A 21,152-nucleotide genomic window follows, 5' to 3' on the forward strand; every position below is an offset into this window, starting at 1 on the left:
GTCTGCGATCGGCGCGTCTGACGCGCCTCACTTGGACAAACAATCTCCAACTCGGAACGATGGTTCCGGCCCGCAGGAGCTGGAAATTCGCCCGATCTGGAGGAACAAACCGGCTTGCCGCGCACGTGGAAAACCCGGCCCGGCCGCCCCATATAGGCACCAATCCCTGTTATGAAGGCTCCCTTCCGCCACCCCGCGGTGCCATCGTGGGGCCAATGATTCGCATGACCGAGCCGAGCAAGATCACGTCCCAGAACGTCCCCGACCACCAGCCCGCAGCCGGCGGCATCGCCGCGCGTGCGCGCGCCTCCGTGGGTCCGAAATATCTGACCGGGCTCAATCCGGAGCAGCGCGAGGCGGTCGAGACGCTGGACGGCCCGGTCCTGGTGCTGGCCGGCGCCGGCACCGGCAAGACCCGCGTGCTGACCACCCGCATCGCCCACATCCTGAGCCAGGGCCGCGCCCGCCCCGCCGAAATCCTGTCCGTGACCTTCACCAACAAGGCCGCGCGCGAGATGAAGCACCGGCTCGGCCAGATGCTCGGCCACGCCGTGGAAGGCATGCCGTGGCTCGGCACCTTCCACTCCATCGGCGGCCGCATCCTGCGTTTCCATGCCGAGCTGGCGCAGCTCAAGTCGAATTTCACCGTGCTCGACGTTGATGATCAGGTGCGTCTGCTCAAGCAGCTCTTGCAGGCCGACAACATCGACGACAAGCGGTGGCCGGCGCGCATGCTGGCCGGGCTGATCGACGGCTGGAAGAACCGCGGCCTGACGCCGTCGCAGGTGCCCTCGGGCGAAGCCGCTGTCTTCGCCAACGGCAAGGGCGGCAAGCTCTATGCGAGCTACCAGGAGCGGCTGAAGATCTTGAACGCCGCCGACTTCGGCGACCTCCTGCTGGAAAACATCCGTATCTTCCGCGAGCATCCGGATATCCTTCGGCAGTACCAGCAGCGCTTCAAGTTCATCCTGGTCGACGAATATCAGGACACCAACGTCGCGCAGTATTTGTGGCTGCGGCTGTTGTCGCAGGCGCCGACTTCTCTCACCTCTCCCCGCGTGCGCGGAGAGGTCGACGCACGAAGTGCGGCGGGTGAGGGGGATTCTCCGCAGACCGAGCTCGTGGAGACAGCCCCTCTCCCGGCAAGCGGGGCGAGGGAGAAGAACCACGTCAAAAACATCTGCTGCGTCGGCGACGACGACCAGTCGATCTATGGCTGGCGCGGCGCCGAGGTCGACAACATCCTGCGCTTCGACCACGATTTCCCTGGCGCGAAGGTCATCCGCCTCGAACGCAACTACCGCTCGACCGGCCATATCCTGGCCGCCGCCTCGCACCTGATCGCGCACAACGAAGGCCGGCTCGGCAAGACGCTGCGCACCGAGGACCAGGACGGCGAGAAGGTCACGGTGACGGGCTCGTGGGATTCGGAAGAGGAAGCCCGCGGCATCGGCGAGGAGATCGAACAGATCCAGCGCCAGGGCGAAAAGCTCAACGAGATCGCCATTCTCGTGCGCGCGTCCTATCAAATGCGCGAGTTCGAAGACCGCTTCGTCACGCTCGGCCTGCCCTATCGCGTCATCGGCGGCCCGCGCTTCTACGAGCGCGCCGAAATCCGCGACGCGCTGGCTTATCTGCGCGTCATCAACTCGCCGGCCGACGATCTCGCCTTCGAGCGCATCGTCAACGTGCCCAAGCGCGGGCTTGGCGATGCCACCGTGCAGATGCTGCACGACCACGCCCGCAAGCGCCGCATCCCGCTGTTCGAGGCAGCGCGCGCGGTGGTCGAGACCGACGAGCTGAAGCCGAAGGCGCGCGGAAGTCTGCGCGAGGTCGTCGCCCAGTTCGACCGCTGGCGCGCCCAGCGCGAGGTCACTGCACACACGGATCTCGCCCAGATCGTGCTCGACGAGAGCGGCTACACCGAGATGTGGCAGAAGGATCGTTCGGCCGACGCCGCGGGCCGGCTGGAGAACCTCAAAGAGCTGGTGCGCTCGATGGAGGAGTTCGAGAACCTGCAAGGATTCCTCGAACACATCTCGCTGGTGATGGACCGCGAGGGCGGCGCCGAGGACGACGCGGTGTCCTTGATGACGCTGCACTCGGCCAAGGGTCTCGAATTCGACAATGTATTCCTCCCCGGCTGGGAGGAAGGCCTGTTTCCGAGCCAGCGTACGCTGGACGAACAGGGTCGCGCCGGTTTGGAAGAGGAGCGCCGGCTCGGCCATGTCGGCCTGACCCGCGCACGCCGCCGCGCGAAAATCTATTTCGCGACGAACCGCCGCATCCATGGCACCTGGTCGACCACGATCCCGTCGCGCTTCCTCGACGAATTGCCGGCGGCCAATGTCGAGATCACGGAATCCAAGGGTGGCTCGGCCTGGGGCGGCACCGGCGGCTACGGCGCCTCACGCTTCGACGACATGGAGGCGTTCGGGTCGAGCTATTCGACGCCGGGCTGGCAGCGCGCCCAAGCAAACCGAGAAGGCAATCGCAACCGTGGCGGCGGACGCAATGGTGGCGGCGGGCAAGGCGGCTTCGAGGAAGAGGCCTCGAATTTCTCATCGTCTTCGTCATCCGGCCCCGATTTCGGCAGCTTCTCCTCGCGCCGCCGCGGGCCGTTGACGATCGAAGGCGAGCTGGTCGCCAAATCGACCGGCACGACGTCCGAATTTTCGCTCTCCGACCGCGTCTTCCACCAGAAATTCGGCTACGGCCGCGTCACCAAGGTCGACGGCAACAAGCTCACCATCGCCTTCGACAAGGCCGGCGAGAAGAAGGTCGTGGACAGCTTTGTTCAGCGGGCGTGAGCCCGACATGCCTCACTACGTCGCCATCATCGAAGACGCCGGCCCGGATGACGTTAGCTTGTGGTTTCCGGACCTGCCCGGCTGCATCTCCGGCGGCGACGACATCGACGAAGCCCTGGAGAATGCGCCCGAGGCGCTCGCGTTCTATGCGCAGGAGCTGGTCGAGGACGGCCGCGAGCTTCCCCAGCCGCGGACTTTGGACGAGCTCAAGGCCGCCCCCGAATTTGCCGACGACCTGGGGAAACACACGGTCGTTCTGATCGAGTGACCGCCCCGCGCCGACGCCGAGGAGTGAGGACTGTTCGCCGCACTGGCCGAACTCTCGACGGTTCTGGGGCGAACAGCCCTTGACCATGGCGAACTTCCCCGTATCAGATGCACCCATGGTCCGGGGCTCCATCACACTGATCGTGCTTGCATTGGGGATGCCGTCGCTTGCGACGGCGGAGACCATGAGCTTTGGCGATTCGATCGGGTTGCTGGCGAAAAGTTGCGGTGCGGAAATCGTCGCCAATTGCCGCGGCGTCAATCCGGACTCCACCCGCCTGAAGGAGTGCCTGTCCCGCAACCGTGACGTGCTCTCGCAGCAGTGCCAGAGCGCCTACCTCACCGCGTTCGATGCCATCCAGAAGCGCGTCGCCGCCCGGGTCACGGTCGCGAATGCCTGCCAGCGCGAGATCGTCAAGGTCTGCGGCGGCTCGACCAAGGAGACCAGCAAGTCGGTCCCCTGCCTGATCTCGACGCCCAAGGGCATCAGCAACAACTGCCTGAAGGCCGTCGACGACGCGGGGTATCGATGATGCGGGCAACCGGGCACATCACCGCCGGAATCGGTTTCGCATTGGGCCTCGCTCTGCTCGCAGGCGCAGCCGGTGCGCAGACGGCGCCGACCCGTGACGACATCGTCGGCAAGCTCAATCATTTCGAGGAGGCCGCCGAGGTCGACATCCCCGCCCTGAAGCAGCAGGTGATGGAGCGGGCCAAGGCCAGGATCAAGAACGATCCGGGTCCGGTGAACCGGCCACTGATCGCGCCTGACCTCGCCAAGCTGCCCGCCTTCAACGCCCAGATCCAGTTCGACGCCGACACGCCGATCATCCAGCCGGACTCCTACCAGACCGTCGGCCGGATCGCCGACGCAATGGTTCACGCCTCACTGCTGCCCTACACATTCCTGATCGTCGGCCATGTCGAGTCCAATCAGAAGACGCGGGAGGCCAACGCGATCCTGAGCCAGCGCCGGGCTGACGCGATCCGTGATGTGCTGGTGAACACGTTCAAGATTTCGACCAAGCGGCTGCAACCGATCGGCCTCGGCGAGGAGCAGTTCCTCGACCGCGCCAAGCCGACCTCGGCAGTCAACGGCCAGTTGCAAATCCTGACCTTTGCCAAAGTGCCCGAAGATGCGCCTGCGCATCCCGCAGCAGCCCCAACGCCTGCGGCGAAAAAGCCCGCCAAGAAGCATTGAGCGCGCGGCCTTTGCGCCCGACGGAACCCGTTGAAGTCTTGACCGTTTTGTGACCTGTCTCACAGCGCGACAGCACCGTCCTGCGCGACAATAGCCCCAGTTTGTGCACTGCTCTATCCGGTGCTATAGGCTTTTTTCGTCCTTCCCCGATCCTGTACTGCGCGAGACCAAGATGGCTGACTATTTTCAACGCCAACTGGCCGATTATGTCGAATACCATCGCGATCCCTGGAATTGCGCGATGCATGTGGTCGGCATTCTCCTGCTCTTCACCGGTGCTACGCTGCCGCTGACGCTGGTGCATTTCCCCGTGTTCGGGGTCGAGGTCAGCCTGGCAGTGATTTTGGCCCTGCCCGTGCTGGTATACTGGCTGATGCTGGACACCGGGGTCGGGCTTGGCATCCTCGCCTCCATGATCGTGCTGCTTTCGGTCGCAACCGCGATCGGCAATCAGGTCTCGATTGCCATGATGTGGTCGATTTTTGCAGTGCTGATCGTGCTCGGCGTCGCATCGCAGATCGTCGGCCACAGGGTGTTCGAGGAGCGGCAGCCGTCGATGGTCGACCACCCCACGCATTTCCTGCTTGGGCCGATGTTCGTCATGGCAAAATTTTACATTGCACTGGGTTTTCGTCGCGACCTTGCCGCGATTCTCGCGCCTCTTCCGACCAACTCCCTTTCAACCCGATAGCTTTCTCGAAGCGGAACAGCAAAACCTACTTCATGACTCCAGTACTGGTTACCGGTGGCAGCGGTTTCATCGGACAGCATCTCGTCGAAGCGCTCCGCGCCCGTGGGCAGCGGGTGCGTGTTCTCGATGTCCGGCCGCCGGCCACCGCGAACGCGGACGTTGAATATGTGCACGGCTCGGTGCTGGACGGCGCCGCGGTCGATGCTGCGCTTTCCGGTATAGATCAGGTCTATCACCTCGCCGGCCTGCCCGGCATGTGGGTCGCCAACAAGCGGGATTTCCACGACGTCAATTTCCGCGGCACCGAAATCGTGCTTGCGGCTGCGATGAAGCGCGGTGTGTCGCGTTTCCTGCACTGCTCGACGGAATCGATCCTGTTTCCTTATGCGAACCTCAACGGCGTTGCCGCCGAGGAGGCGCTGCAGCCGGCCGACGCGATGCCCGGCGCCTATACGCGATCGAAGTCGCTCGCCGAGCATCACGCTGCGAAGGCCGCAGCCAGTGGCTTCCCGCTCGTGATCGGCACGCCGACCATGCCGATCGGCCCCGCCGACCACAATCTGACGCCGCCTACGGCGATGCTGTGGTACTTCCTGCAGAAGAAGGTACAGCCGCATCTCGACTTCCTGGTCAACCTCGTCGACGTTCGCGACGTCGCCATGGGCCTGGCGCTGACGATGGAGCGCGGCCGCATCGGCCAGCGCTACATCCTCGGCGGCGATTGCGTCCGGCTCGGCCAGATCCTGCGGATGATGTCGGCGATGAGCGGACGGCGGCAATATCCGGTCGTCGTTCCCGGCAAGATTGCCGAGCTCTCCGCCATCATGCTGGAATCGATCTCCAATCGCATCACGCACCGTCCGCCCAACGGCACCGCCGAGGGCGTGCGCATCGCGCTCGCCGCGAGCGACCTTTCAATCGGCAAGGCCCGCAACGAGCTCGGCTATGCGCCGCGCCCGATCGAGCCAGTGCTGCGCGAAACCATCACCCATCTGCTCGCCCGCGGCGGCCAGGCCGCGTCCAATGCCATCGAGCATCACGCGCTGTCGTCGCGCGCGAGCTGATCTGCTCCCCAACCCAAAGAACCTTTCCGCATGTCCTTCGATTTCAGCAAGCTTCTCTCTGTCGCCTGGGGCGGCTGGACCACGACCTGGCCGACGCAGCTGCTCGCCCTGATCTGGCTCGCCTGGCTCGCCAGCTGGGTCGGAGCCTCGTTCTGGCAGGGCCGCACCCAGAAACAGGTGATGACGCTGGAGTCCGGCCGCTATCGCATCCCGATCCTGGTCGGCGGCATCCTGTTCACGCCGTGGACTGCGGAGATCCTCGGCGAGAAGCCGCTCTGGGTGTTGGGCAATACCGGCGTCTACATCGCAGCCCTGATCGTGCTCGCCGGCATTTCGTTCACCTGGTGGGGCCGGCTGCATCTCGGCCAATTCTGGTCGAACACCATCACCCACAAGGAAGACCACCGCGTCATCGACACCGGCCCCTACGGTATCGTGCGGCACCCGATCTACACCGGCCTGATCCTTGGCATGCTGGTCACCGGCATCGCAGTCGGCACGGTGACGGCGATCCTCGGCGCGATCCTGATCTCGCTCGGCATGTGGCAGAAGGGCCGGATGGAAGAGGTGTTCTTGTCGAAAGAGCTCGGCGAGGATGCCTACGGCGCCTATTGCCGCCGCGTGCCGATGATCATCCCGTTTCTGTCGCCGCGGTGAAGTAGCAGCTCGCTTCACTCTCGTGTCCCGGACGCGCTGCAACGCCATTAGCGCGTTGAAGACGCGCGTGAACGCGCTTATGTCGTTGCTGCGCAGAGCCGGGACCCAGATAGCGACGCGTTGCTGGCGAAGAGATGGGCCCCGGCTCTGCAGCGCACCGCGAAGTCGCGCTGCGCTGCGTCCGGGGCACAAGGCCGCTGTCCATCGCGCTAAGGAACCGCCCTTCCGATCGCTCGTTACCCCTCGACACCTGCACCAGCCGCAGAGCATCGAGCCATGTCGGACGCCTACGATTATTTTCGCGCGCACGCGATTGCGGCCGTCCGCAAGGCGCGGGCGCTGCCGCCCGGGCGGCCGAAGCTGAAGCAGCGCACGGTCGCGCGGGTCTATCATCTCCTCTCCAAGGAGGCCGCGCTCACCCCGAACGTCCATCACCTCGATGATTTCCGCAGCGCGCGACGGCTGGAGCGGCAGGTCCACCGCTGATCCCCGCCCCTATGCAAATTCGATCAGCTGCCATTCCGCTGGAATAGACCTCGGCGGAGTTCCGCACAGGTTGACCTTTTGGCCGCTACCAAGTTGGATGCGCGCGCAAAAGTCACGACGGCACGCAATCGTGGATCTGGAGAGGTCGACGATCAGGCAGAGATAAGGTCCTGGCCCGCGCGGGGCTTTGGACGAATCCTGGACAATCCGTCGTTGGACAGTGCCGCAGGTTCGACAGGGGATTTTCATGACATTTTCCAGCATCTTTGCGCAGTTCGTCGCGTTCGTCGGCGGCATCGCGCTGCAATGGCGAAAGCTGTCGGGCACCACACCCGCGCCGGCCTGGGGCCAGGCCCCGTCGATTCCCGAAGCGAAGCCGCAGGGCGCGCTGCCGACGCTGAAGATGCCGACCGCCCGCGGCTGGAGCGAGGGCCGGAAGCCGACCGCCGCGCCCGGGCTCAAGGTCAATGCGTTCGTGGCCGGCCTCGACCATCCGCGCTGGATCGAGGTGCTGCCCAATGGCGACGTGCTGATCGCGGAAGCGACGCAGATCGCAGGCCGCCCGCGCAGCGTGTTCCACTTCGCGATGCAGGCGACGATGCGGCGCGCCGCAGCGCTCGGCGAGTCCGCCAACCGCATCACGCTCTTGCGCGACAAGGACGGCGACGGTGTCGCCGAGCATCGCGGCGCCTTCATGGAAAACCTGAGCCAGCCGTTCGGCATGGCGCTAATCGGCGACACCTTCTATGTCGGCAACACCGACGGCGTGATGGCCTTCCCCTATGTCGCGAATGCCGACAGCATCACTGCGCCGGGCAAGCGGCTCACCAATTTCAAGCCGAGCGGGCACTGGACGCGGAGCCTGCTCGCCAGCCCCGACGGCAAGAAGCTCTATGCCGGCGTTGGCTCGCTCAGCAACATCGCCGAGATGGGCATGGAGGTCGAGGAAGGCCGCGCCGCGGTCTACGAGCTCGATCTGGCCGCCGGCACGCACCGCATCTTCGGCGCAGGCCTGCGCAATCCCGTGGGTCTTGCCTGGGAGCCAACTACGGGCGTGCTCTGGACCGTCGTCAACGAGCGCGACGGGCTCGGCGACGAGACGCCACCGGACTATCTGACCTCGGTGCGCGACGGCGGCTTCTATGGCTGGCCCTATTGCTACTGGGGCAAGACGGTCGACGACCGCGTGCCGCAGGATCCGGCGATGGTCGCCAAGGCGCTCACGCCCGACTACGCGCTCGGTGGCCACACCGCTTCGCTCGGCCTGTGCTGGATGCCATCAGGCACCCTGCCGGGCTTTCCGGACGGCATGGTGATCGGCCAGCACGGCTCGTGGAATCGCAGCACGCTGTCCGGCTACAAGCTGGTGTTCATCCCATTCGAGAACGGCAAGCCCTCCGGCCCCGGTCGCGACATCCTGTCGGGCTTCCTGTCCCCGGATGAGAAGGAATCCTACGGCCGCCCGGTTGGCGTCGTGATCGGCCCCGACAAGACGTCGCTGCTGATGGCCGACGACGTCGGCAACGTGATCTGGCGCGTCACCGGCGCGTAAGTTGAAATAGTCGAGATAGGCGTCGCGGGCGACCTGCACCTCTCCCGCTTGCGGGAGAGGTCGCGCCGTAGGCGCGGGTGAGGGCTCTCTCCTCTGGGGGAGTGCCCCGTTGCGGAAACACCCTCTCCCCAACCCTCTCCCGCAAGCGGGAGAGGGAGCGCACCGCCGTCTCGGCTAGTCACGCCTCAACTCATCACGTCCCCACGCACAACGTGGCGCGCTGCTTGCGCAGCAGCGCGATCACGGACAGCGCGGTAATCATCCCGGTCTTTGGATTTTCAGACGGGATGTTCTCGATGCCCATCGAGAACCGCGCCGAATCCGCCTCGACCTCGATGCGATGAACATTGCGCGTCACGGTGGGGTCGGCCCAAACCTGCATCTGGGTGCGATCGGGTCCGATGCCCGCCAGCGACAGCGCAACGGCGACATTCACGTTCGCCGGAAAGCCCTTCGCCGCTTCGCGCGCGCTGCCCTCGAACAGTTTTAGCGGCTCCCGCAGATTGTCGATGTCGATTTTGTTCTGAACGATGAACGGTGCGCCCTTCAACCCGTCGATCGGCTTGCGCGTGACCATCTTCACCGAATGAATGGTGCCGACCGCAGCGGCGTTGACCGCATCGAGCCCGATCAGCGCGCCGGTCGGCACGAGGATGCGACCGCCCTTGGCGCGCGCGAGATCGACGAGATCAAAATTGTCGAGCAATCCGCCAACGCTGACCACGACCGCGGACCTGCCGCGCGTCACCGCAGGCTCGACGATCGCGCGCAACTGGCTGCTCGGCGCGCATTCGACCACGATGTCGGCGGCGTCGCCGAGCTGGTCGATGGGCAGGATTTGCGGCGGGCGGCGCAGGCTGCTCAGGAAGCTCTGATGTTTCGCGGGATCGCGTACAGCCACGGCGGAGAGCGTCAGGCCCTCGATGCCCTGATCGAGCGCGGTCGCAATCTTGCTGCCGATCGAGCCCAGCCCCGCAATGGCCACCCGCAACTCGTTCGAAGCTGTCTGTCCCGTCATCGCATCACACCTTTTGTCCAGGCCAGCGTCATAGCTGCTCACGCCTCCCGCGCATAGCTGCGCAGGCGCGTCTCCAGCACCGCCAGCATGGCATCGCGGGCCGGATCGCGCGAGCCGCGCAACCAGGCCGCCGCCAGCGGCAGCCGGCCGACTGGGCCGCTCTGCTTCGGACGGAGCGGCACGAAGCGAACGCCCGTCACCGCCATCCGCGTGGTCCAGCGCGGCACGATCGCGACCCCGAGCTTCGTGGCCACCAGATGGATGATGGTCTGCTTCTCGTCCGCGACCTGCACGATGCGCGGTGTCAAGCCGGCCTGCTCGAACAGCTTGACCGTGAGGTCGTAACTGTGCGGCCGCGAGCGGCGGTCCGGCACCAGCATCGGCTCGTCGGCGATGTCAGCCAGCGTGATCGACTTGCGCGCCGCGAGCGCGTGACGCTGCGGAAACGCCACGATCGCGGTCTCCTGAAGCAGCGACCGGAACTCCAGCCGCTTGTCCGGCCGGTCGGGCGGACGAACGAAGGCGAGGTCGAGCGCGCCGGTCAGGATCTTTGGCAACAGTCGGACGGTCTTGTCCTCGAGCAGCTGGACCGCGACCTCGGGATGTCCGGCGCGGAAGTCACGCAGCAGCGGCGGCAGCAACCCCGCCGCCGCGCTGTCGATGGCACCGACCCGCAGCCGCCGCGCGGCGCCCGCGCGCGAGCGGTTGCGCAGATTGCTCTCCACGGCTTCGACCCGGGCGAGGATGGCGCGGGCATCGCGCAGCAGCGTCGTGCCGTCCTCGGTGAGCGAAACCGCGCGGGTCGTGCGCGCGAACAGCCGCGTTCCCAAATCCTCTTCCAGCAGCCTGATCTGGCGTCCGAGCGCGGACGGCAGCATCTGGAGATGCTGCGCGGCGCGGCCGAAATGCAGCTGCTCGGCCGCCGCCACAAAGCATCGCAACTGATGCAATTCCATCCGCAGATCCTCTCGTCTCGCCGTCAGGCGATTATATCATTTTTTTGTATAAACCAGCGCCAATTGAGTTCGCCTCCTGTCGCCGCCTAGGCTAGCTGCCACAACGAAAATCGGGACTTGAGGGAGGCCAGGGTGGCGAGCGAGATTCAGACGCGCGTGCTGCGCAAGATCACCTGGCGCATCGTTCCCTTCATCATGCTGCTCTACTTCGTGGCCTTCATCGACCGCGTCAATATCGGCTTCGCCTCGCTGACGATGAACAAGGACATCGGGCTGTCGCCGACCGTCTACGGTTTTGGCGCCGGCATCTTCTTCTGGGGCTATTTCCTGTTCGAAGTGCCCTCCAACATCATCCTGCACAAGGTCGGCGCGCGGATCTGGATCGCGCGGGTGATGATCACCTGGGGCCTGGTCTCGGCCGCAATGGCGTTCGTGCAGGGTGCGACCAGCTTCTACATCCTGCGCTTCCTGCTCGGCGTCGCGGAGGCCGGCTTCTTTCCCGGTATCATCCTTTATCTCTCCTACTGGTTCCCGGCACGCCAGCGCGCCGCCGTGACCGCATTGTTCATGGCGGCCGCGCCGCTCTCGACCGTGCTGGGCTCGCCGGTCTCGGGCGCGCTGCTGGAGATGGACGGAATGTTCGGCTTCAAGGGCTGGCAATGGCTGTTCGTGCTGGAGGCGCTGCCGGCCGTGCTGCTCGGTTTCGTCGTGCTGGCCTTCCTGACCGATCGGCCCGAGAAGGCGAAATGGCTCACTGATGACGAGCGCCGCTGGCTGGTCGAGACCATGAATGAGGAGACCACCAGCAAGGCCGCCACTGCGAGCCACAGCATCTGGCGCGGGCTCGCCGATCCGCGCGTGCTGGCGCTGTCGCTGATCTATTTCGGCACCTCGGCCGGCCTCTATACGCTCGGGGTCTGGGCGCCGCAGATCATCAAGCAATTCGGCCTGTCCTCACTCCAGGTCGGCTTCCTCAATGCGCTGCCGGCAACGGCCGCCGTCGTGACGATGGTGCTGTGGGCGCGGCACTCGGATCGCACCGGGGAGCGGACCTGGCATGTCATCATCGCCTGCCTGGTCGCCGCAGCCGGGCTTGCCTATGCTGGCCTTGCGGCCGGCGTCGTCGCAGTGTTGATCGCGCTGGCACTCGTGAACATCGGCATCTCCTCGGCAAAACCGCCGCTCTGGAGCATGCCGACGCTGTTCCTGTCCGGCCCCGCAGCCGCAGCCGGCATTGCCACCATCAACTCCATCGGCAATCTCGGCGGTTTCGTCGGTCCCGCCATGATCGGCTGGATCAAGGACCAGACTGGCAGCTTTGTTGGCGGGCTCTATTTCGTCGCCGGCCTGCTCGTTCTCTCGGCGATCCTGACCCTGCTATTGTCGCGCGCGCAGACCGCGCCCGTCGAACCCGTCCCGCAATCCCACTGATCTCTCAAACGGAGCCTTCTCATGCGCACCCATTCGATCGCAGCCATTCCCGCCGACGGCATCGGCCCTGAGGTCATCTCGGCCGGCGTCCGCGTGCTGGAGGCGCTGGCCAAGCGCAACGGCGACCTCACCTTCAACGTCAAGACGTTCGACTGGGGCTCGGACTATTACAAGAAGCACGGCGTGATGATGCCGGCCGACGGTCTCGCTGAGTTGAAGAAGTTCGACGCGATCTATTTCGGCGCAGTCGGCGCGCCCGACGTGCCCGATCACATCACGCTGTGGGGCCTGCGCCTGCCGATCTGCCAGGGCTTTGACCAATACGCCAATGTGCGGCCGACCAAGATTTTGCCGGGCGTCGCCTCGCCGCTGCGCAATGTCGGCGTCGGCGATCTCGACTGGGTGATCGTGCGCGAGAATTCGGAAGGCGAATATGCCGGCATGGGCGGTCGCGCGCACAGGGGCCTGCCGGAAGAGGTCGGCACCGAAGTCGCGGTCTTCACCCGCGTCGGCGTCACGCGGATCATGCGCTACGCGTTCCAGCTCGCGCAGTCGCGTCCGCGCAAATTCCTGACCGTGGTGACCAAGTCGAACGCGCAGCGCCACGGCATGGTGATGTGGGACGAGATCGCCGCCGAAGTCGCCGGTGAATTCCCCGACGTCACCTGGGACAAGATGCTGGTCGACGCCATGACGGTGCGCATGACGCTGCATCCGAAGAGCCTCGACACCATCGTTGCGACCAACCTCCACGCCGACATTCTCTCCGACCTTGCCGGCGCGCTTGCGGGCAGCCTCGGCGTGGCGCCGACCGGCAACATCGATCCGCAGCGCCGCTTCCCCTCGATGTTCGAACCGATCCACGGCTCGGCCTTCGACATTACCGGCAAAGGCATCGCCAACCCGGTCGCGACCTTCTGGACCGGCGTGCAGATGCTGGAGCATCTCGGCGAGAAGGACGCCGCCGTGCGGTTGATGAAAGCCGTCGAGCAGGTCTGCGCCGCCGGCGTGCTGACGCCGGATGTCGGCGGCAAGGCGACGACGAAGGACGTGACGGACGCCGTGATCGACGCGATCCACGGCTCGAACGTATAGTCATCTCCTCCCCCGTTCGGAACGGTGCCCGATGAGCATGGCTCGCGCTGAGAGGGTGATAGGCGGGCGCGCGCCAAATCACCTCTTACCCGGAACGAGGAGGCGCTCGCTCCGGGACCAGGCCAGGGAGGCCCTAAAATTTTTTGGCTCCCCTCTTGAAACCAAAACCGCGTTTTTTTATTTTTCTGCTGCCGCCGAGAGGTGGTGTCCCCGACGCCTGAAGGGTTGGGGACAGCTGAGACGGGCACCGGTCGTGTCCGGTGTCGCTGTATCCATTTTGCTCTTTGGAGGATCTGGCTATGCGCACTTACGACTTCTCTCCCCTGTGGCGCTCGACCATTGGCTTCGATCGCCTCTTTGACCTCGTTGAAACAGCGCAGCGTGCTGGCGAGGACAACTATCCCCCCTACAACATCGAACGCGTCAGCGAGGATCGCTATCAAATTTCGCTTGCCGTTGCTGGCTTTTCACCCGACGAGATCTCGGTGACTGCCGAGCAGAATGCGGTCATCGTCGAGGGAAACCAGGCGGACAAGACCGAACGCGAATATCTCTATCACGGCATTTCCGCTCGGCCCTTCAAGCGGCAATTCAACCTCGCTGACTATGTTCAGGTGAAGGGCGCTGCGTTCGAGAACGGTCTGCTGAAGATTGAGCTGATCCGGGAAATCCCCGAGGCCATGAAGCCGCGGCGAATCGCCATCAATGGCGCATCGAGCGGCAATGTGCATCAACTCGAAGGCAAAGCCGCCGCGTAAATTCTCACCTGTTGGAGGTTAGTGCTTCCCGCCCGGTGCCCGGGCGGGAGCTACCCTGCCCGCGACTGCAGCCCGAACTCAATCCAGAGGCTTCTAGCGAAAGGAGAAGGAGGACCTCTCATGATCCACGATGCCGACAACGTTATCGACCTCAACGCGATATTGCATCCTGGCTCTGTCTATGATCATCCCCGGGATGTCGTCCAGGATCCGACGATGTCGATCGCCGAGAAGCGTGCGATCCTCGCGTCCTGGGCTTCGGACGCGGCCAGCGTTGCGTCAAACCCGGCGCTCAGAGAACTGCCCGGTTCGAACAGAATCGTAACCATCGACGAGATTCTCGACGCGCTTGCCACGCTGGACCACCACCCGAAGGGACCTCCCGGCGGCAAGCCTGCCCGTTTGAAATCGACCTCACGTGCCGGGCTCGCAGCCTAGCAGACCGACTGTTCAAACGGATGACCACGATGATGGACGAAAACCTGGCCCTGTTGCGTGTCCACCGCAACAACATCAGCCGTTACCGCCGGTTGCTCAAGACCGAGCTGACGGACGTCGAGCGGCATTTCATCGAGAAGCGTCTGTCTGAGGAACGGTCAGCGATGGAGAAGATCGCTGCCTCGACGTTCCCGTTGAGCCTCCAAGCTCAAGTCGGGACGATCAGGAACGCAACTTCGCCACCGGTAGCATGCAGCCAAGGCCAATCCAATGCCTGACGAATTCCCGACTTTCGAAGTGTTCTTGAAGAAATCCGGCCGAAGGGCCTGGCGTTGGCGTCTATGCACGACGGAAGGGCGCCTCATTATGGACGGAGCGGAAAACGGCCGACCCGCCGCCAAATATGCTGCCGAGCGGGCACTGTTTCTGATGCTTCTGTCCGCGCCCTATCGCCCGGCGAGCCGAGCATCCGCCACGGCGCGATCGTCGCTGGCGAGCTCACCACCAAGACGGCTGCCTCGGCAGCAGATGCGTGGATGACAGGGCGAGGCCCGACAACACTCGGAAGGGTGCCGTCGGCCGGGCATTCCAGGCCCCCCTGCTCCCGAGAGTCTAGCGCCGGCTCGGCGTTGCCGGCATCGCCATTGCGGCCGCCGGCTCCGGCGGCGTCAGGTGCCGCGGAACGATGATGGACTGGCCCGGAGTGAGCGTCGCGTTCTCGGCCAACGAGTTGCTCTGCGCAAGCGTCCAAAGCGGCACGCGATTGGCTGCGGCGATGCTCTCCAAGGTGTCGCCGCGGCGCACCGGCAAACGCACGCCGCTATCCCACAATTCCACCAGCGTGTCCGCCGGCACGAGATAGCGCAGCGGCACGGCATCGACCTGGGTCTGGGGCGGGATGCGCGGCAACTGCGTCACCATTTCGACGATCTGGCGGTGGATGTCGTCGGACTTCTCGATGTTGATGTGAGAGACGCGGCTGTTCTGTTTCAAATCGTAGCTCGCATAATGGCCGCGGAAGCCCGGCACCGCCACCACGTTGCCGCCGCCGAGCACGCTGTCGGAAAGGTAGATGTTGATGAAGCGCTCGACATTGAGCGGCACGTCATCGGTCGCATGGGCGGGATCGATCGTGATGACGAGGCTGATCGGGACGTTCTCCTTGGCCGCCATCTCGGAGATGAGGACCGAGCACAGGCCGCCCATGGAATGGCCGATCAGAACGATCGGCGCCGGCGATTCCTTGTAGGCGGAGATGGCGCGGTTTCCGATGAATCGGCAGATGGTGAATTCATAGACGTCGGCCGAGAAGCCGGCCGCCGTCAGCTTCTCGCTGAGCCGGTCCATGCCGGTCGAGAAGATCGGCCCCATCGCACCACGAAACAGATAGATTTTCGGCGGCGGCAGCGGCTCGGCCGGCGGAGGTGGAGGCTGCGCAGCCGCGGGCGCGACCGCGGTGTGCTTCGGCTTGGCGGGCGAGGCCGCGGCCATACCGGGGTTCAAGGCGAGCAGCGCAACCGCTGCCAACACCACAAGTCGCCTTGGATCAATCATCAAGTCCCGCAGTCCCACCACGGGAGGCCGCAGGCCTCCCCCGGTGCGCTTAGTGACCACCGATTGGGTGGTTTTTGGGGCACGGAACCCGGCCAATTGCCCCGATCAAGCCCAGGCCGCCATCTCCGCAACCCGTGCCCAGATGGTCGCACGGAATGACGGTCATGGCCACACGACGGTGTGAACCGCCCCACTCCGACCGCCGAAGGAAAACGACTTGACTTAGGAGCATATACACCTATTTTGGCCACATAGGAGCATATGCTCTCATATAAGCAAAGGAGCGGCATCATGAGTGAAGCAACCATTCTTGTCAGCGGTGCAACCGGACGAACCGGTGGCGCCGCCGTCGACGAACTGCTCAAGATGGGCAAGAAAGTGCGCGCCTATGTACGCTCGGACAGCGAGCGGGCGGCTGCGCTGAGGCAGCGTGGCATCGACATCGCCACCGGCGATTTCACTGACATCGACGCCATTCGCGCGGCCATGGAAGGCATCCAATCGGCTTATTTTCTTCATCCCATCGCGCCGGGAATCATCGGCGCAGCGGCTTATTTCGCGCAAGCCGCGAAGGAAGCCGGCGTTTCCGCGATCGTCAACATGTCGCAGATTTCGGCGCGGCGGGAATCGGCAAGCCACGCGGCGCAGGACCACTGGATTTCCGAGCGGGTGTTCGACCGGTCAGGCGTTCCGACCATCCATTTGCGCCCCACCTTCTTTGCCGATTGGCTGGTTTACCCGCATTTCGGCAAGGAGATCTGGGCCAGGAAGAAGATCGAATTTCCGTTTGAGAACGGGCGTCATGCGCCGATCGCCAGCGACGATCAGGGCCGCGTCATCGCCCATCTCCTGGCCAAGCCGCAGGGCCACGGGGGCAAGATCTATCCGCTGCACGGCCCGGTGGAGATGAACCACACCGAGATCGCCGTCGCCATGAGCGAGGTGCTCGGCGCCAGCATCGAGTACGCGCCGACGTCGATCGACGTATTCAAGGAGAAGATGGAGAAGCTCTACAAGTTTCCGCCATTCCTGGTGCAGCACCTGGTCGAAGTCGCCCAGAATTATCGCGACGGCATCTTCGCCGGCACCAACAATGTCGTCGAGAAGATCACGGGAACGCCGCCCCTCTCGGTCCAGCAATTCATCGCGCAGAATCGCGCCGTGTTTGCCTGAGCGTGATGAAAGCCAAAATGAGGTTTGAGAAATGTCGCACACGCAAACCGAGCGTCACCCGTTTCTGGATGATCTGACCGCTGATGCGGAGCTGGTCAGCTCCGTGCTGCGCGGTCCGGTCACCGGGCGCGACGACATCCGCCGCGTCGTCAACGCCGTCGGAACCTTCTACGCGTCGCAAACGCCGACCTTTGTGCAGAATGTCGGCTCGCGGCTCGTGCTCGAATACAAGGCCGATCTGATCGGCGGCGAGAGCCTGAGCGCAGCCGTCATCGTCGACCGCAATCCCGACGGATCGGTGCCGCGCGTCAGCGTGCGAATGAGCCCGCTTGGCGCCGTGCTTTCTCTCGCCACTGGTCTGCGCGAGCGACTGTCGCAACAATTGCCGGAACGTCTTTTTCTCTGAACTGAACGTGGGCCAGCGGCGTGAGCAAGCCTCCCTGGAAAATCTGGAAAGGTAGACTGTCATGGACACATGGAGCTTTACCAACCAGCTTCGCTTTCATTTGCGCGAGCGCGGCGTCCAGGTGCTCGGCCTGCATGTCGGGTTCGTGGATACGGACTTGGCCAATGGCATCGATGTGCCGAAAGCGAGCCCGGAGGACGTGGTGCGCCAGACCTATGACGCCCTCGCCGCCGGCAAGAGCGAGGTGATGGCCGACAAGGGAACTGCGGTGCTGAAGGGCACGCTTGCGGCTGAGGTGCCCGGCTATATCACTCCGCCGCCAGGACTTTGAGAATACCGGTGCGCCCGCGCCACATCTATATATTGGCGGCGCGGGCCTTCGATGGAAATGGACGGGACAAGGAGATGTTGGCGGTGAGCAAGCCTGTGGGAATCGATCAATGCAACTGCTCCGCCATGAGGAAGGCCAACCGGCAGATCTCGCGCTTCTACGATGCCCATCTCGAGCCGGCGGGCCTGCGTATCACGCAGTTCCTCACCCTGGCGGCGCTGAACGAGGTCGGCAGCGCCGCCGTCAATGCGCTCGCCGGGCGGCTCGACGTCGAGCGGACGGCGATGGGCAAGATGGTCGGCTTCCTGGAGCGTGACGGCCTTGTTCGAATCCGGCCCTCACCCACCGATGGCCGAAGCCGCCTCATCGAACTCACCGATGCGGGGCGGCGTCTTCACGACAAGGCTGCTCCGCTTTGGCAGCGTGCCCAGCGCGAATTCGAGCAGCTGAACGGCGCGAAAAATGTCGCCGTGCTGCGGGGGGCCCTGCGAGACATGGTCGTCGGCGAGATGAAACCGGACTCATCCGAGGACTGAGCGTAGCCATCCGATCATGGTTGACGTCGAAGACGGTCAGGGGAAGATCAGCAATTGTGTTGGACTCCTTTTTGTTCGGTCCAGTCTCGCCCCCTGGCCTGGTCATTGCCCGCTCTTGAGCCTGCTGCGATGCGCGGCCTGCTTGGCGCGGTTGCCGCAGATCGCCATGGCGCACCATCGTCGCGCGCGCCTGCGGGTGTGATCGGCGAACAACATTGTGCACTTATGTCCCTCGCACGCCTTCACGTCGGCGAAATCCTCCTCACAGACGAATTTCGCCATCGCCTCGCCGACCGGCAGCAGCAATGCTTCCGGCGATCGCCAGCGCCGCTTCACGCGTAGCGACAGAACACCGCCGTAGTCATGTCCGGGCTCAATCCGGTTGAAGGCCTCGTCGCGCTCCAACAGGCTGTTCAACGGGCCAAGCTCCTTGAGCGCCGCCGCGGTGAGCTTTCGGCCCGCATGCTTGCGCACAAAGCCCCTGAACCATTCGCGCAGCGCGCGCGCCTGATCCGCGACCTCATCCAATTCGCCCGGTGTCGCGCGCGCCTTCAGCGCGTGCAGCTCATCCGCCGGCACCAGCTTCGCCTGGGCGAGCCAGTCGATCAGCCCATCGCCGTCGTCGAGCCAATCGACGGGCGTATCGATCGGAGTCGCGACTGAGTTGAGGAAATCGAGGCCGAGCGAGTCGGCGATGAACATGGCAGGCGGTTTGTCCATGGGTGGTCCCTAACGGATCCGAGGGGAACACGGTCTAAGTAACCACTTAAATGGCCATTGACAAGTTACCATCCCTTTCATAACCTGATTAATGCCATTTAACAGGTTACTATCAAATGGAGACGTCATGACCCCAATCACCTACCGCACTGCCGATGTCGATGGCCTGAAGATCTTCTACCGTGAGGCCGGCCGCGCCGGCGCGCCGAAGCTTTTGCTGCTGCATGGCTTCCCGAGTGCGGGCCATATGTTCCGCGATTTGATCCCGCTGCTGGCGGACAAGTTTCACATCGTGGCGCCCGACCTCCCCGGCTTCGGTCAGTCCGACATGCCTTCGCGCGAAGCATTTCGCTACACCTTCGACAACATCGCGCGCGTGATCGAGCGCTTCACCGAGGTGATCGGCTTCGATCGTTTTGCGATCTACGTTTTCGACTACGGCGCACCGACCGGCTTCCGGCTCGCGCTGAGCCACCCCGAACGCATCACCGCCATCATCTCGCAGAACGGCAACGCCTATGAGGAAGGGCTGAGCGAGGACTGGGCTCCAGCGAGGGCCTATTGGGAAGATCCGTCACCGGCCAATCGCGAAGCGTTGCGAGCCATGCAGACGCCGGAGGCGACGCGCTGGCAATACACGCACGGCGTTCCTGATACGACGCTGGTGTCACCGGACGGCCAGAACCTCGACAACTACTACCTGGCGCGCCCGGGCTCCGACGAGGTGCAGCTCGACCTGATCGGCGACTACAAGAGCAACGTGGCTCTTTATCCTGCCTTCCAGGAGTATTTCCGCAACCACAAGCCACCTCTCCTCGCGGTCTGGGGCAAGAACGATCCGTTCTTCATCCCGCCCGGCGCAGAGGCGTACAAGCGCGACAATCCGAACGCCGTGGTGAAATTCCTCGACACCGGACATTTCGCGCTGGAAACGCATGCAGGGGAGATCGGGAATGCCGTCCGGGCCTTCCTCGCATAGCGAGACCGAGCCGATACGGCGTTACGGCAGCGCGGACAAGACAATGCCGCCGTCGACAATCAAGTCGACGGCGGCATGATGACGTCAGCCGTTACAGGCGAAAGTCTTCAGTTCCTCGCCGGTGCTACAGCCGCCGCCGAGTGCGCAGCCCGCGGCGCGCGGGGTTCGGCGACCGGTCCAGCCGGACCGCGCGAGCGGGCGATGGCGGCGTCGATCTCGGCAATGACGCGGCGCTGGATCGCCTCGTTCTTGTCGATGGTGATGTGGCCGACGCCGCTGCCGCGCACGTCGACATTGTCTAGCTTGCCGCGCAGTCCGTTCGCGGCACGCACCGGCTCACCCGGACCGTCGCCGATATAGATGTTAATGTAGCGCTCGGCGCCGGTCGACAGCTTGGTCTTGAACACGGAGTCGAGCCCGATCGCGAGCTTCACGGGCACGCCGAGCTGGTTGAGCTTGGCGATCATGTCGGGCAGCGCGGTCGCGCCCGAGGAATGCCCGACCAGCACGATGGTCTTGAGCCGGCCCGCCTTGTAGTTCGCCGCAGCCTCATCGGCGAGCGAGGACCAGGACACGAAGTTCGCGACGGTCACCGGGATGCCCTGCGCCTCGAGGCGGGCGCCGATCGTGTCGAGCCCGAGCGAGAAGATGTTGAGCACCCCGCGGAGCAGATAGACATGCGTCGTCGCGGCAGCCTGGCTCGGCGCCGCCTTGGCGGTGGTCGGGTTCATGGCAACAGCTGACAGCAGCAGCAGGCAGACCGCCCACATGCGGAGAGTGGACAATTGGCTGGCGCCGGCGGTGTGACGGCCGTTCGGTCTCATCGATTTTTTTCCTGGGGACATACGCTTCGCGATTGGCCGGAATCGTAGCCACGGCCTGCTCGCAGACGCAACAAAGAGCCGCGTGAATCGCAATCTTAGCCGCAATCCGTGACCATCGCGCAACACTTGCCCGAAACCTGCCACTTAAGGGCCTGTTTTGAGACCATTTTTCTCCAGGCAATTGCGACCGGGCAAGGCCATTCCT

General features: G+C 64.3%; 24 protein-coding genes. 19 read left to right on the forward strand and 5 right to left on the reverse strand.

From position 1 onward, the window contains the following. Positions 1 to 215 precede the first annotated feature (215 nt). From ACP2YP_RS30245 to ACP2YP_RS30285, 9 genes are all read left to right on the forward strand, one after another. A complete protein-coding gene (locus tag ACP2YP_RS30245; protein ID WP_426419880.1) occupies positions 216 to 2,810 on the forward strand; it encodes an ATP-dependent helicase in 2,595 nt (864 codons plus the stop codon). A gap of 7 nt (positions 2,811 to 2,817) precedes the next feature. Then, on the forward strand, positions 2,818 to 3,078 hold the full coding sequence (locus ACP2YP_RS30250; protein WP_426419881.1) for a type II toxin-antitoxin system HicB family antitoxin: 261 nt from the start codon (positions 2,818 to 2,820) through the stop codon (positions 3,076 to 3,078). 115 nt (positions 3,079 to 3,193) lie between these two features. Continuing rightward, positions 3,194 to 3,610, forward strand: a complete 417-nt coding sequence (locus tag ACP2YP_RS30255) for a hypothetical protein (protein WP_426419882.1) — start codon at positions 3,194 to 3,196, stop codon at positions 3,608 to 3,610. Then, entirely contained in the window at positions 3,610 to 4,278 is a 669-nt protein-coding gene (locus ACP2YP_RS30260) for an OmpA family protein (RefSeq protein WP_426426310.1), read from the forward strand. Before ACP2YP_RS30255 ends, ACP2YP_RS30260 begins: the two co-directional genes overlap by 1 nt. A gap of 172 nt (positions 4,279 to 4,450) precedes the next feature. After that, on the forward strand, positions 4,451 to 4,969 hold the full coding sequence (locus tag ACP2YP_RS30265; RefSeq protein WP_426419883.1) for a DUF962 domain-containing protein: 519 nt from the start codon (positions 4,451 to 4,453) through the stop codon (positions 4,967 to 4,969). Positions 4,970 to 5,001: 32 nt separating this feature from the next. Next, positions 5,002 to 6,033, forward strand: a complete 1,032-nt coding sequence (locus ACP2YP_RS30270; protein WP_426419884.1) for an NAD-dependent epimerase/dehydratase family protein — start codon at positions 5,002 to 5,004, stop codon at positions 6,031 to 6,033. Between the two features lie 30 nt (positions 6,034 to 6,063). After that, the gene (locus ACP2YP_RS30275) at positions 6,064 to 6,690 is read left to right on the forward strand and encodes a methyltransferase family protein (RefSeq protein ID WP_426419885.1); all 627 of its coding nucleotides are present in this window, start codon (positions 6,064 to 6,066) and stop codon (positions 6,688 to 6,690) included. A gap of 276 nt (positions 6,691 to 6,966) precedes the next feature. Then, positions 6,967 to 7,176, forward strand: coding sequence for a hypothetical protein (locus ACP2YP_RS30280; RefSeq protein ID WP_426419886.1), 210 nt, complete (start codon positions 6,967 to 6,969; stop codon positions 7,174 to 7,176). Between the two features lie 247 nt (positions 7,177 to 7,423). Continuing rightward, the gene (locus ACP2YP_RS30285) at positions 7,424 to 8,728 is read left to right on the forward strand and encodes a PQQ-dependent sugar dehydrogenase (protein WP_426419887.1); all 1,305 of its coding nucleotides are present in this window, start codon (positions 7,424 to 7,426) and stop codon (positions 8,726 to 8,728) included. A 193-nt stretch (positions 8,729 to 8,921) separates the two neighbouring features. Here ACP2YP_RS30285 and ACP2YP_RS30290 read toward each other — a convergent pair whose 3' ends face one another. Beyond that, positions 8,922 to 9,746 carry an aspartate dehydrogenase gene (locus ACP2YP_RS30290; protein WP_426419888.1) on the reverse strand — a complete coding sequence of 275 codons (825 nt, stop codon included), beginning with the start codon at positions 9,744 to 9,746 and terminating at the stop codon, positions 8,922 to 8,924. Between the two features lie 38 nt (positions 9,747 to 9,784). Next, a complete protein-coding gene (locus tag ACP2YP_RS30295) occupies positions 9,785 to 10,702 on the reverse strand; it encodes a LysR family transcriptional regulator (protein ID WP_426419889.1) in 918 nt (305 codons plus the stop codon). A gap of 132 nt (positions 10,703 to 10,834) precedes the next feature. Between ACP2YP_RS30295 and ACP2YP_RS30300 the strand changes: the two genes are divergently transcribed. The 5 genes from ACP2YP_RS30300 (at position 10,835) to ACP2YP_RS30320 (ending at position 14,702) form a co-directional block, all read left to right on the forward strand. Further along, the gene (locus ACP2YP_RS30300; RefSeq protein WP_426419890.1) at positions 10,835 to 12,133 is read left to right on the forward strand and encodes an MFS transporter; all 1,299 of its coding nucleotides are present in this window, start codon (positions 10,835 to 10,837) and stop codon (positions 12,131 to 12,133) included. Between the two features lie 21 nt (positions 12,134 to 12,154). Next, positions 12,155 to 13,228, forward strand: a complete 1,074-nt coding sequence (locus ACP2YP_RS30305; protein ID WP_426419891.1) for a tartrate dehydrogenase — start codon at positions 12,155 to 12,157, stop codon at positions 13,226 to 13,228. 299 nt (positions 13,229 to 13,527) lie between these two features. Continuing rightward, the gene (gene hspD / locus ACP2YP_RS30310; protein ID WP_426426311.1) at positions 13,528 to 13,986 is read left to right on the forward strand and encodes a small heat shock protein HspD; all 459 of its coding nucleotides are present in this window, start codon (positions 13,528 to 13,530) and stop codon (positions 13,984 to 13,986) included. 120 nt (positions 13,987 to 14,106) lie between these two features. Continuing rightward, entirely contained in the window at positions 14,107 to 14,424 is a 318-nt protein-coding gene (locus ACP2YP_RS30315; RefSeq protein WP_426419892.1) for a hypothetical protein, read from the forward strand. A gap of 29 nt (positions 14,425 to 14,453) precedes the next feature. Beyond that, entirely contained in the window at positions 14,454 to 14,702 is a 249-nt protein-coding gene (locus tag ACP2YP_RS30320; protein ID WP_426419893.1) for a hypothetical protein, read from the forward strand. A 334-nt stretch (positions 14,703 to 15,036) separates the two neighbouring features. Here ACP2YP_RS30320 and ACP2YP_RS30325 read toward each other — a convergent pair whose 3' ends face one another. Further along, positions 15,037 to 15,978, reverse strand: coding sequence for a LysM peptidoglycan-binding domain-containing protein (locus ACP2YP_RS30325; protein WP_426419894.1), 942 nt, complete (start codon positions 15,976 to 15,978; stop codon positions 15,037 to 15,039). Between the two features lie 291 nt (positions 15,979 to 16,269). Here ACP2YP_RS30325 and ACP2YP_RS30330 point away from each other — a divergent pair, with 291 nt between their 5' ends. From ACP2YP_RS30330 to ACP2YP_RS30345, 4 genes are all read left to right on the forward strand, one after another. Beyond that, the gene (locus ACP2YP_RS30330) at positions 16,270 to 17,151 is read left to right on the forward strand and encodes an NmrA family NAD(P)-binding protein (protein ID WP_426419895.1); all 882 of its coding nucleotides are present in this window, start codon (positions 16,270 to 16,272) and stop codon (positions 17,149 to 17,151) included. A 31-nt stretch (positions 17,152 to 17,182) separates the two neighbouring features. Further along, positions 17,183 to 17,557, forward strand: coding sequence for a hypothetical protein (locus ACP2YP_RS30335; RefSeq protein WP_426419896.1), 375 nt, complete (start codon positions 17,183 to 17,185; stop codon positions 17,555 to 17,557). Positions 17,558 to 17,618: 61 nt separating this feature from the next. Then, the gene (locus ACP2YP_RS30340) at positions 17,619 to 17,888 is read left to right on the forward strand and encodes a hypothetical protein (protein WP_426419897.1); all 270 of its coding nucleotides are present in this window, start codon (positions 17,619 to 17,621) and stop codon (positions 17,886 to 17,888) included. Positions 17,889 to 17,962: 74 nt separating this feature from the next. Beyond that, positions 17,963 to 18,424 (forward strand): MarR family winged helix-turn-helix transcriptional regulator, encoded by a 462-nt coding sequence (locus ACP2YP_RS30345; RefSeq protein ID WP_426426313.1) that lies wholly within the window; start codon positions 17,963 to 17,965, stop codon positions 18,422 to 18,424. 102 nt (positions 18,425 to 18,526) lie between these two features. Here ACP2YP_RS30345 and ACP2YP_RS30350 read toward each other — a convergent pair whose 3' ends face one another. Continuing rightward, positions 18,527 to 19,144, reverse strand: coding sequence for a CGNR zinc finger domain-containing protein (locus ACP2YP_RS30350; protein WP_426419898.1), 618 nt, complete (start codon positions 19,142 to 19,144; stop codon positions 18,527 to 18,529). 127 nt (positions 19,145 to 19,271) lie between these two features. Between ACP2YP_RS30350 and ACP2YP_RS30355 the strand changes: the two genes are divergently transcribed. Continuing rightward, positions 19,272 to 20,123 (forward strand): alpha/beta fold hydrolase, encoded by an 852-nt coding sequence (locus ACP2YP_RS30355; protein WP_426419899.1) that lies wholly within the window; start codon positions 19,272 to 19,274, stop codon positions 20,121 to 20,123. A 107-nt stretch (positions 20,124 to 20,230) separates the two neighbouring features. Here ACP2YP_RS30355 and ACP2YP_RS30360 read toward each other — a convergent pair whose 3' ends face one another. Continuing rightward, on the reverse strand, positions 20,231 to 20,947 hold the full coding sequence (locus ACP2YP_RS30360) for a hypothetical protein (protein WP_426419900.1): 717 nt from the start codon (positions 20,945 to 20,947) through the stop codon (positions 20,231 to 20,233). Between the last annotated feature and the right edge of the window lie 205 nt (positions 20,948 to 21,152).

The sequence above is a fragment of the Bradyrhizobium genosp. A genome, from assembly GCF_049949275.1.
Taxonomy (GTDB): domain Bacteria; phylum Pseudomonadota; class Alphaproteobacteria; order Rhizobiales; family Xanthobacteraceae; genus Bradyrhizobium.